This window comes from Nitrospiria bacterium (assembly GCA_035498035.1).
Lineage (GTDB): Bacteria > Nitrospirota > Nitrospiria > JACQBZ01 > JACQBZ01 > JACQBZ01.
On sequence record DATKAN010000062.1, the window covers coordinates 1 to 10,757 of the forward strand.

Consider the following 10,757-nt stretch of genomic DNA (forward strand, 5'->3'; position numbering starts at 1 on the left):
CCGGCCGGAGGTCCTCACGTTTGAAGAGATCCGGCGTCTTGTCCGGATCCTGTGCCGCCTGGGTATCACTCAGGTTCGGATCACGGGCGGGGAGCCGCTGGTCCGTCGCGACCTGCCCGTCCTGATCGGGATGCTTTCCGAGGATGGAGAGATCGGGGGACGCACGGATCTGTCCCTGACGACCAACGCCTCGCGCCTGGCTCCCCTGGCCGGGGATCTGAGAGCCGCCGGCCTGAACCGGATCAATATCAGCCTCGATTCGCTGAGTCCCGACCGCTTTCATCGGATCACGCGCGGCGGACGATTATCGGAGGTTCTGGCCGGAATCGACCGGGCCCTCGAGGTCGGGCTGGCGCCGGTCAGACTCAACACCGTCGTCCTTCGCGGGATCAACGACGACGAGCTTCCGGATCTGGTCGAGTTCGCCGTCTCCAAGGGGGTGACGCAACGCTTCCTGGAGGTCATGCCGCTGGGCTCGGTCGGAATCGAAAACCGCGATCGCTTCGTTTCGGCCGCGGAAATTCGCCGGATCATCGAGCGACGCCATCCGCTGGTTCCCCTTCCTTTTCAAGACGGCTCCACGGCACGGGATTTCCAGGTTGCCGGCACGACGGCCCGGATCGGGATCGTCAGCCCGGTGAGCGAGCGGTTCTGTTCCACCTGCAACCGCCTGAGGCTTTCGGCCCGCGGCCGTCTGCAACTCTGCCTGGCCTATGAGGACGGGGTGGATCTGAAGGGCCCGATGCGGCTTGGTTGGAGCGACGAGGAGCTTTCCGATCTCCTTCTCGAGACGGCCTACCGGAAACCGGCCGGGAATCATTTTGCGGAAGATCCCGATCCGGTTTATCAAATCGCGATGTCCGGCATCGGAGGGTAATCCATCGGAGAATTTCTGGCCTGGGGCCTTGTCATCTGGCTTCACCTCCTCGCGGCGATCATCTGGATCGGGGGGATGCTCTTTATCAGCCTGATCCTGGCCCCCGCGCTCCGAAGGTTTCCCCAGGACACGCGCCTGGAACTGCTCCGGAAGGTTGGAACGGCCACGAAGGCTGTGGGCTGGATCGCCGTTCTGGTTTTGCTGTCTACCGGGTTCCTCAATATCATCCATCTCCAGATTCAATGGAATACCTTCATCGGCCGCCTGCTCATGATCAAGCTGACGCTGGTCGCGGTCATGATCATCCTGAGCGCACTCCACGATTTTATCCTGGGTCCTCTGCTTGTGGCCCGGCAGGGGAACCCGACGCCGCAACAACCCTCCATCCCTCGCCTTCATCGCCTGGTCCCCTGGCTTGCCCGGACCAATCTCCTACTCGCTTTGGGGGTGATCTATCTGGCCGTCCTGATCGCAAGGAGTTGAAGGACGGCCGGATGAGACCATCCGAACAAATGGGGCTGGTATTGTAGGTCTTTTTGTTCATGGCCCATTTTATAGTGGCTTGATTTTGGCCGATCACGTTGATATGATCCCCTTTATCCCGATGACAGGTTTGGTTTTTCCGGGGCCATTTCTTGACAAGGAACATATCTCTGCTATCTTTTCATATAACAAGACAGTCCTATGTCGGATCATGAAAACATCGGTTCACAGAAAACACGGGAGGCTTCAATGCGGGGTATCCTTATAGGGTTATTGGCCGGTCTCATCTTCCTGCTCACGATACCGCTGACGGCCAAACAGGCCCTCGCGATCCCGGCCTTCGCGCGGAAGTATAACCTTCCCTGCAGCGTCTGCCATGTGCCGGCGTTTCCAAAGTTGAACGACTTCGGGAATCAGTTCCGGGATCATGGATACCAGCTCGGGGGCGACACGGACCTCCCGACCAACGACGCGCTGACGAACGGCTACTGGCCGGTCTCGTTTCGAACGACCGTAGGATACCAGGCCGCAAGTCTCACCAAGGTCCCAAATGGAACCGGCGGCACCACGTCCATATCGAGCGGTGATTTCGGGTTCACCGGCCTGGATATCCTGGCCTTCGGTACACTGGCAAGGGATATCAGTTTCGGCGTTGTCCTTACCCCGGGTCTCGGGAGCGCGGGATTCGGTTCGGGCAACAGCCTGGAAGACAGCGACCTCGAGGCGGCCTTCCTCCGGGTGGATAATGTTATCGCGAGCGATTACCTGGTAAACCTGAGGGTCGGCAAATATGAGTTGGACCTTCCGTTCAGCGAAAAGCGTAGCCCGACGATCAATACCCCGTTCGTGATGTACCATTATCAGGCCGGACATCCCTACACGACGGCGTTGGGCGATGGATTAAGTCCGCAGGGATATTCAAACCCCAACGATTTTGGGATCGGAGATAATCATCCGGGGCTGGAGCTGGCGGGGATCAAGGCCACTCCAGGCGACGGGTTTTTCCGGTATTCATTGAACGCACTTTCAAACAGCGACGTCAACGTTGACGGAACAGGAGGGGGCCATAAAATCAATTTCTACGGACATGTCACCCAATCGATCGGCGGCTACGGGATTGTCACGGGTCAACGGGTCGGACTGTTCGGCGCCTACGGCGACGCTCCCACTGTGCCGAACTCGGCCTGCACATCGCCGTCGGGGACCGATTGCGGAGCGATCGCGAAAGACGGCGAGCCGTTTTATCGCGCGGGCGTGGACCTCAGCTTGACCGCGATGAATCAATTGAACATCTTCGGGGCCTACATGAAGGCGAAGGACAACTCACACCTGTTTTCATCACAGCCAATTCCAATCCCAGGAGCCCGGGATGCGGAATGGAATGGAGCTTTTGTGGAGGTGGATTACTCCCCGACGCAGCTTGCGAAATGGCTGTTCAGCTACCGCTACGACATGGTACAAAATACCAAACAAGCCGACCCTACGGTTTCGAAGAGCTTCAACGACGTGAGTTCCCATACCCTCTTGGCGCGGTATAACTTCAATATCACGAACCGGGTCGACACGACCTTGCATCTCGAATACAACATGTTCACGACGAAGAAGACCAGCCCGGAGGGCGGGGATCAGACCGGGCAGACTACCTTGGTCGCCTTCGACTTTGCGTTTTAGTTTAGTGGGATAAGAACGAAGAGGACCCGGCCCCGTAAAATCGTCTTGCGGGGCCGGATGTTTTACCGGGATTTCGGTCCTTTTCCGCGACCCGTCAGAAGCCAGTCCACCGTGACCTTCCCGTAGTTGGCGATCCGAACCAACAATTCCGGATTGGGAATCCGGCCGTGTTCGTAGCGGCTGACGTAGTTTTGCTTTCGCACCCCGATCATCTTGGCGAAATCGGTTTGATTGACTTTCCCGCGAATCGAACGGATCCGCTGCCCCACGTGCGATTTGGATACCCGCTTCATTTCAAAACTCCCTTCCGGTTAGAGGTTGTGATCCCTTTATAGGATGAAATGAGAAAGTTTAATATGGAGTATACCGTTGTATCGTTGTCAAAGTCAAGGCTATTTAGGAAGACCGCTCTCACGGAGGGGATGACGCTCTCCGAGCGGATTCCCGCGAAGGAATTCGAGCGCCCGTTCCATGTCGGCCGGGATCGGCGCGGAAAACTCGACGCGTTCACCGCTTTCGGGATGAACAAACCCCAGCCGTTCGGCATGGAGCATCTGCCGGGCCGCGGGGACCGAATCGATAACCGCGGATCGTCCGCCGTAGACCTTGTCGCCCAGAATCGGATGGCCCAGCGACGAAAAATGGACGCGGATCTGATGGGTGCGCCCGGTCTGGGGACGGACTTCGACCCGCGTGGCGGCTCCGAGCCGTTCGAGGACCCGATACGCCGTCCGGGCCTCCCGGGGCCGGGACGTCCGGTGGGAGATTTTCTTCCGCTCCCACCGATCCCGGCCGATGGCCAGATCGATCGTCCCGCCGCCCTTGGGCAGGCGGCCCACGACGATGGCCTGGTACTGCCGTTCGATGGAATGGCTCTTGAACTGCTGGGAAAGCGATCGGTGGGCGGCATCCGTCTTGGCCACCACGATCACGCCGGAGCTGTCCTTGTCGAGCCGATGGACCAGGCCCGGCCGCTCGCGGCCGCCGATCCCGGAGAGGTCTTTGCAATGGGCCAGAAGGGCGTGGACCAGGGTCCCCGTGTAATGTCCCGGCGCGGGATGCATCACCAGGCCGGCCGGCTTATTGACGACCAGGAGACTGGCGTCTTCGTAGAGCACCTCCAGAGGAATCGGCTCGGGCGTCAGCTCCAGGGGGACCGGGGTCGGAATGCGGCAGACGATCCGGTCGCCGGGACGGACCTTGTAATTCGGTTTCACGATCCGGTCGTTGACCCGAACCTCGCCCGCCTTGATCAGACGCTGGAGAAACGTGCGCGAGGGATGCACCTGCTGGCGGATCAGATAGTGGTCCAGACGTTCGGAGGCGTACTTGGGAGTGATGGTGAACTCGCGGGAAACGATTTGTTTTTCCGGCTTCATGGTCCGGCTCATCATTCCGGCGACGCGTATCGGCAAAAATATACGGGTCGGAGCTCGTCTCCGCGGGGAGGCAGACTCCGCGCTGTGTGGATCATGGACCTCATCGCATCGATGAACGGCCGCCCTCAGGCATGAAGGGAGGGAGTGCGGATGAAATACCAGAGCATCAATGCGACGCCGACGCTGATGCAGGAATCGGCCACGTTGAAGGCCGGCCAATGGTAGGCGCCGATATAAAAATCCAGAAAGTCGACCACCTCGCCGAAGCGCACCCGATCCACCAGATTTCCCAGGGCCCCGCCCATCACCAACGCGATGGACAGGCGGCCCAGGAAGGCCTCCTTCGGAGTATTCACGAAGAGCGTCCACAAAAAAAAGATGGCGACGACCGAGATCGTCGCGAAGAAGACCATCCTCAGGCCGTTGCCGTGCTCGGCGAAGAGACCGAAGGCCGCCCCGGGGTTTCGGATGTAGGTGAGACTGAACAGCCGGTCGACGATCGGGATGGATTCATGCAGCCTCATCGTCCGCTGGATCACGCTTTTCGTGATTTGGTCGGCGACAAAAACCGTCCCCGCCACCCCGGCCAGGAAGAGAAAACGGCGCGGGTCTTCCAGGACCGTCTTGAAGGCGGCCTTGAGCCTCATTTCAGCCGACAGCCTCCGCGCAGCGGGCGCAGAGGGAAGGGTGACGGGAATTTTTTCCGACGGTGTCGCGGTAATACCAGCATCGGCCGCACTTGGGGTCGTCGGAGCGCGACACGCTTACCCCAAAGGACGGCAGGACGCCGCTGACGAAGCCCATTTCGTTCGGGTTCCCGCTTTCGAACGATTTCAGCTCCGTCTTGGACACGATAAAGACGGCGCCCAGAAGCGGTTCGTGTTTCAATAAAAAGTCATGCAATTCCCCCGAGGCCCACAGCCGGACCTTCGCATCCTGGGAGGCTCCGATCGCCTTCTCGTTTCGCTTCGCTTCCAGCGCCTTGGCCACCTCCTCCCGGATGCTCAGTAGCTTCTCCCATCGGGCTTCCAGCGACGGGTCGACGGCGGCCTCCTTCACCGTCGGAAAGAGGCCGAGATGGACGCTGTCTTCGTCCCGAAACCCCCGGGGAATCTGGCCCCAGATCTCCTCCGCCGTGAAGGAAAGGATCGGGGCCATGAGCCGGGTCAATACCGTAAGGGTCTCGAACAGAACCCCCTGCGCCGCCCGGCGGGAGATCGATGCGGCCGGATCGGAATAGAGGCGGTCTTTCAAAATGTCCAGGTAAATGGCGCTCAGGTCCACGGCGCAGAAATTGTTCAGCGCATGGAACACCGTGTGGAATTCGAACTGCGCGTAGCCCTGTCGCACGCGGCGGATCAGCCCCTGAAGCCGGTGCAGCGCCCATCGGTCGATCTCGTGCAACTGTTCATCCGGGACCGAGTCCCGTTTCGGGTCGAAGTCGTACAGGTTGCCGAGAAGAAAGCGGCAGGTGTTCCGGATCTTCCGATAGGCCTCGATCTGGTGCGACAGAATCTCCTGCGAGATCCGGACGTCTTCGCGAAAATCGGTCGCGGCGATCCAGAGCCGAAGTATCTCGGCGCCGTTCTTTTCAATGACTTCCTGGGGAGCGACCACGTTTCCGGCCGATTTGGACATCTTCTTGCCGGAGCCGTCGACGACGAAGCCGTGGGTCAGCACGGCCTTGTAAGGCGGCCGGCCCTCCGTCAGCAACGACGTGAGGAGGGCGCTGTGAAACCAGCCGCGATGCTGGTCCGAGCCTTCGAGATAAAGATCCGCCGGCCAGGTCAGCTCCGGTCGCCTCCGGAGCACGGCCGCGTGGCTGACGCCCGATTCGAACCATACGTCCAGTATGTCGTTCTCTTTTGAAAACCGGCCCCCCTCGCATTTCGGACAAACCGTTCCCTTGGGCAGGAGATCGTCCGCCGATTTGGTGAACCAGATGTCGCTTCCGCCCTCGCGTTCCATCCGGTCCGCGACATGGTTCACGACCTCGGGCGTGAAGAGAAGCGCTTTGCAGTCGGCGCAGGCGAAGGCGACGATTGGAACCCCCCAGGCCCGCTGACGGGAAATGCACCAGTCCGGCCGGTTCTCGATCATCCCGAAGATCCTGTCCCGTCCCCATTTGGGAATCCAGGTCACATCGTCATCAATCGCCTTCAGCGCGTTACGGCGCAGGTCCTTCGTCTCCATCGAGATAAACCATTGCTCGGTTGCGCGGAAGATCACCGGTTTCTTGCAGCGCCAGCAGTGGGGATAGGAGTGGGAGATGGCCTCTTCCCTGAGCAGCATCCCGCGGTCTTTGAGCAGCGTGATAATCGCCTTGTTGGCTTCAAACACTTTCTGTCCCGCGAACGGGCCGGCTTCCTGAGTAAAACGTCCGTGCGCGTCCACCGGGGCGTAAACCTCGAGCCCGTAGCGCTGGCCGACCTCGTAATCCTCCTGGCCGTGTCCCGGTGCGGTATGAACGCAGCCGGTGCCCTGGTCCTTGGTCACGTGTTCCCCCAAAATCAGCGGTACCGTCAGATCAAGCCAGGGGTGGCGGCAGAGGACCGGCCGGTCTTCGACGAGCTCCCGGCCGGCGTACGCCCCCTCCTTGATCTTGTAATCCCCGGGATTGAATCCGAAGGTTTTCATACAGGCCTCGATCAGGTCCTGCGCGAGGATCAATTCGCCCGCCGGGGTCTTCACGAGACGATACATAAAGCGGGGATGAAGACAGATCGCCCGGTTCGCCACGAGCGTCCAGGGAGTCGTTGTCCAGATGACGACCGACGTGCCCTTGGAATCGACCGGAAACCGGCCTTCGGGATTCATGACCGGGAACTTCACGTAGATCGACGGAGAGGTGTGGTCTTCGTATTCCACTTCGGCTTCGGCCAGGGCCGTCTCGTCGTTGGGGCACCAGAGGACCGGTTTTTTGGCGCGATACACCGAACCGGTCTTCACCACCTTTCCGAATTCACGGACGATGGCGGCCTCGTAGGCGGGGTCCATCGTCAGGTAGGGATGCTCCCAATCCCCCAGGACGCCCAGCCGTTTGAACTCTTCGCGCTGTATCCGGATGAATCGATCCGCGTAGTCCCGGCAAAGTTTTCGGATCTCGGTCTGGCTCATTCCCTGTTTCTTCGGCCCGAGATCTTTCAAGACCTGATGCTCGATCGGAAGCCCGTGGCAATCCCAACCCGGAACGTAGGGCGTCGAAAATCCTTCCATTGCCTTCGATTTGACCACGAAATCCTTCAGAATCTTGTTCAAGGCGTGGCCGATGTGAATCCGCCCGTTCGCATACGGCGGGCCGTCATGAAGGATGTAACGGGGACGGTTTTGGTTCCGCCGCTGGAGCCGCTCGTACAGCCCGTCCCGATCCCATTGGGCCAGGAGCTGCGGCTCCTTTTGACTCAAGGCGGCCTTCATGGGGAAATCGGTTTTTGGAAGGTTGAGGGTCGCTTTATAATCCATGGTTCGTTCGTCGTCCGAATCGGCTAAGTCATCTAAACGTTTGGAATTTTTTGATAGTAACACCCTCGACGGACCTTGTCAAGAAAGCGGATCCGGGACGAATTTCAGCCCCAGAAAAAATTTGACAAACCGGGTCGAATTAGTATATTTATGGAGTAATTCATTTTAGTGTTCTAAAGCCCTTGTCCGCTGGATTCATCGAATAAGAAGTGTCGGAGGATTATATGAGTGACCACGAAGAAGTTGAAACCGAGGCGCCCGCCCAGCCGCAATGGACGGAAGAAGGGCGCGCCCAGATGCAAAACGTGCCCTTCATTGTCCGGAAATCGGCCATGCGCAGCGTGGAGGATTTTGCCAGGAGCCAGGGGATCAGCCTGATCGATCCGGCCGTCGTGGCGCAAGCCAAGTCGGCCCGGGAGCAGGGCGATGTTCCGGCCCCGCAACCCCAGGAAGGGCCCCAGACCGCTCCGAAACGCCCCGCCGCCCAGCAATACGTCAGCTTTTTGTTTTACAAGGTCGATCCGCTTTGGAGGCGGCTCCCGCAGTCCGAACGGGAACAGGGCAAGAAAGAATTCAGCCAGGTGGTGGAGGAGTACACAAAGGACCGGAAGCAGTTCATGGTGATGACCTATTCAACCATGGGCACCCGCGGCGACGTGGACTTCATGATGTGGCGGATCGGGTACTCGCTCGAGTACATGCAGGACTTCACGGCCAAGCTCCTGGCCACCAAGCTTGGAAACTACCTGACGACTCCGTATTCCTACCTCGCGATCACCAAGCGTTCGATCTACGTGGACAAGATCAATCCGGAGCACGAGGAACAGCGGCTGCGGATCATTCCCGGCAAGGCCAAGTATCTTTTCATGTACCCCTTCGTGAAGACGGCCGAGTGGTACCTTCTGACCAAGCATACCCGCCAGGGGATGATGGACGAGCATATCATCGTCGGGAACAAATACCCCTCGGTCAAGCTGAACACGACCTATTCGTTCGGACTGGACGATCAGGAGTTCGCGCTGGCGTTCGAGACGGACAAGCCGGAGGATTTCGTCAATCTGCTGATGGATCTCCGCGAAACCCAGGGTCGGCTCTACACCGAACGGGACACGCCGATCTTCACCTGCGTCAACCGGGGTATCAAGGAGACGCTCGAGCTCCTGGGAGGCTGACCGGCCTAACGTGTGACGGGAGTTTTATTCGGGCGAAGGGCGCCTCACCGGCGCTCTTCGTGTTTTATAGCGGTCCTTCTTGACGGGGTGCCATCGGAATTGTTACAGTAAGTTCCTGCATCCATCGATTATGGCGGCGTAGCTCAGTGGTAGAGCAGGAGAATCATAATCTCTTGGCCGGGGGTTCAAATCCCTCCGCCGCTAAAATTTTTGCAAGGCAAAAATTTTGGAGCAATCGAGCATTAGAACAATGGAACAATAGATAAAACAAATCGCGGCGCGAGATTGCGGTCTATTCTCCATTGTTCCATTTTCCTTAGTTGTCTCATCCGGCCTTGAGCCTTTAGGCGAGCCAATCCCTCCGTCCTGCCAAATTTTCATTCGCTCCCATCCCGGTGACTTTCCCGACCCTGATGCGCCTACCGCTGAGTTATCCTCGGTGATCCGTGACCCGGCAGGTGCCAGTCCTTGGAAGATATCCACTCCTCTCATCGATAAACCGTCCCAAGAATCCGGGAACCGATTTCCCGTTTTTCGGGTCATGAAACCCGAACCGTTGGCCGATTCGGGCACTACCTTTATGCTTTTTCGTCTCGATGAAGTGGAATGATTTTTGCTACCTATTAATGATATGGAATATATGAGCGCGGTTGACATCGTCGACAATTGGAAAAAGGCATAGGGAATAAGAACCCGTATGCATTCAGGAAATGAACCCGATCCAGAACAGGAGGTACAGCCATGTGGAATATAAAAAGTATTTTGGAGGGAATGGTCATAGCCCTTGTCTTGTTTAGCGGGCCGGTTGCGATGGCCGCAACCGAAAAGATGCACCTGATTTACGGCGAGGTGAAGAAGGTGGACACGGCCGCCGATACCGTCGCCGTCTCGGCGGATGTGAAAAACAAGGAGAAGGAGTTTGTCTTCCACCTTGCCCCGCAGGCCAGCCTTACCGACCAGGGCAAAAAGATCATGCTGGGGGATCTCAAGGAAGGATCGCATGTGGCCTTGCATTATACCCATGACAAGGGAACGCTCTTGGCTCATTCCGTCTCCATTCGAAATCAGAGCTCTATGAAATCGGAGAAGTATTAGCCATAAGGCGTTTCTTGTGGAGAGGGAGTCCGATGGTTAAAGGTTCTATTCGGGTCCATCATGAAGGTGACACAAGTCATAGCCGCGGTATTTTTCCTTGAGATCGCCCTGACGGCCTGCACAACCCGGCCGATCCGGGTCCCGGACGCGATGCCGGCGGCCGCCGCCGTCGAGGCCCCGGACGTCGTCCGGGCGGCGGAAAAACTCGACGCCGATCTGGTAGATCAATCATGGCATCCGGCGACGATCAAATGGCCGCAACTGAACCGGGGCCTGTTCGATTGGACCGCCACGGTCAAAAACGACGCCCCCCAATCCCGGGATATTTGCGTGGTCTTCCATCTTTTCAACGCGAGCCATCAGGCGCTGCGCGGGGTGAGAGGCTGCCGGGTCGTGGCCCCCGGTCATGAGGGCCATATCGCGCTCAACGCCTACATCGATCTGGACCGGCTCAAACAGGCCCGGTCCGGACACGTCGACCCCTATGAATCGCACACGATCTATTTTCCGGGATCCGCGACAAATTAGGCGGGATCCCTCACCGGCGCCATCGAAGCGGCGGGCTAAGATTTCTCTCTTCCGGTGACGGCCGACCGTTTCGATTTTTCCACAAAGGTG

The 10,757-nt window shown here is 58.6% G+C and carries 10 protein-coding genes and 1 tRNA gene; 7 read left to right on the top strand and 4 right to left on the bottom strand.

All coding sequences use genetic code 11. The annotated features are described in order from the left end of the window. From moaA to VMN77_12245, 3 genes are all read left to right on the top strand, one after another. Positions 1–877, top strand: an 877-nt coding sequence (moaA, locus tag VMN77_12235) for a GTP 3',8-cyclase MoaA (GenBank protein ID HTN44555.1), incomplete at its 5' end; no start/stop codon positions are given. A 60-nt stretch (positions 878–937) separates the two neighbouring features. Continuing rightward, positions 938–1,360 (top strand): CopD family protein, encoded by a 423-nt coding sequence (locus tag VMN77_12240; protein HTN44556.1) that lies wholly within the window; start codon positions 938–940, stop codon positions 1,358–1,360. A gap of 249 nt (positions 1,361–1,609) precedes the next feature. Then, complete coding sequence (locus VMN77_12245; GenBank protein HTN44557.1) at positions 1,610–3,031, top strand: hypothetical protein; 1,422 nt, start codon at positions 1,610–1,612, stop codon at positions 3,029–3,031. Positions 3,032–3,093: 62 nt separating this feature from the next. Here VMN77_12245 and VMN77_12250 read toward each other — a convergent pair whose 3' ends face one another. The 4 genes from VMN77_12250 to ileS all read right to left on the bottom strand — a co-directional run bounded on the left by VMN77_12250 (position 3,094) and on the right by ileS (position 7,872). Next, positions 3,094–3,324, bottom strand: coding sequence for a helix-turn-helix transcriptional regulator (locus tag VMN77_12250; GenBank protein HTN44558.1), 231 nt, complete (start codon positions 3,322–3,324; stop codon positions 3,094–3,096). Positions 3,325–3,423: 99 nt separating this feature from the next. Beyond that, positions 3,424–4,410 carry an RluA family pseudouridine synthase gene (locus VMN77_12255; protein HTN44559.1) on the bottom strand — a complete coding sequence of 329 codons (987 nt, stop codon included), beginning with the start codon at positions 4,408–4,410 and terminating at the stop codon, positions 3,424–3,426. Positions 4,411–4,535: 125 nt separating this feature from the next. Continuing rightward, a complete protein-coding gene (lspA, locus tag VMN77_12260) occupies positions 4,536–5,057 on the bottom strand; it encodes a signal peptidase II (GenBank protein ID HTN44560.1) in 522 nt (173 codons plus the stop codon). A 1-nt stretch (position 5,058) separates the two neighbouring features. Beyond that, entirely contained in the window at positions 5,059–7,872 is a 2,814-nt protein-coding gene (ileS, locus tag VMN77_12265; GenBank protein HTN44561.1) for an isoleucine--tRNA ligase, read from the bottom strand. A 224-nt stretch (positions 7,873–8,096) separates the two neighbouring features. Here ileS and VMN77_12270 point away from each other — a divergent pair, with 224 nt between their 5' ends. The 4 genes from VMN77_12270 to VMN77_12285 all read left to right on the top strand — a co-directional run bounded on the left by VMN77_12270 (position 8,097) and on the right by VMN77_12285 (position 10,667). Then, positions 8,097–9,044, top strand: coding sequence for a chlorite dismutase family protein (locus VMN77_12270; GenBank protein HTN44562.1), 948 nt, complete (start codon positions 8,097–8,099; stop codon positions 9,042–9,044). A 132-nt stretch (positions 9,045–9,176) separates the two neighbouring features. Continuing rightward, a tRNA-Met gene (locus VMN77_12275) sits at positions 9,177–9,248 on the top strand. Between the two features lie 537 nt (positions 9,249–9,785). Beyond that, complete coding sequence (locus VMN77_12280) at positions 9,786–10,139, top strand: hypothetical protein (protein ID HTN44563.1); 354 nt, start codon at positions 9,786–9,788, stop codon at positions 10,137–10,139. A 60-nt stretch (positions 10,140–10,199) separates the two neighbouring features. Then, positions 10,200–10,667 carry a hypothetical protein gene (locus tag VMN77_12285; protein ID HTN44564.1) on the top strand — a complete coding sequence of 156 codons (468 nt, stop codon included), beginning with the start codon at positions 10,200–10,202 and terminating at the stop codon, positions 10,665–10,667. Positions 10,668–10,757: the final 90 nt, after the last annotated feature.

What these genes read in the sequence shown, in the direction of transcription:
- VMN77_12245 (HTN44557.1), top strand. Translation starts at nt 1,610, where the DNA reads ATGCGGGGTATCCTTATAGGGTTATTGGCCGGTCTCATCTTCCTGCTC.
- VMN77_12250 (HTN44558.1), bottom strand. Translation starts at nt 3,324, where the DNA reads ATGAAGCGGGTATCCAAATCGCACGTGGGGCAGCGGATCCGTTCGATT.
- VMN77_12255 (HTN44559.1), bottom strand. Translation starts at nt 4,410, where the DNA reads ATGAAGCCGGAAAAACAAATCGTTTCCCGCGAGTTCACCATCACTCCC.
- lspA (HTN44560.1), bottom strand. Translation starts at nt 5,057, where the DNA reads ATGAGGCTCAAGGCCGCCTTCAAGACGGTCCTGGAAGACCCGCGCCGT.
- ileS (HTN44561.1), bottom strand. Translation starts at nt 7,872, where the DNA reads ATGGATTATAAAGCGACCCTCAACCTTCCAAAAACCGATTTCCCCATG.
- VMN77_12270 (HTN44562.1), top strand. Translation starts at nt 8,097, where the DNA reads ATGAGTGACCACGAAGAAGTTGAAACCGAGGCGCCCGCCCAGCCGCAA.
- VMN77_12280 (HTN44563.1), top strand. Translation starts at nt 9,786, where the DNA reads ATGTGGAATATAAAAAGTATTTTGGAGGGAATGGTCATAGCCCTTGTC.
- VMN77_12285 (HTN44564.1), top strand. Translation starts at nt 10,200, where the DNA reads ATGAAGGTGACACAAGTCATAGCCGCGGTATTTTTCCTTGAGATCGCC.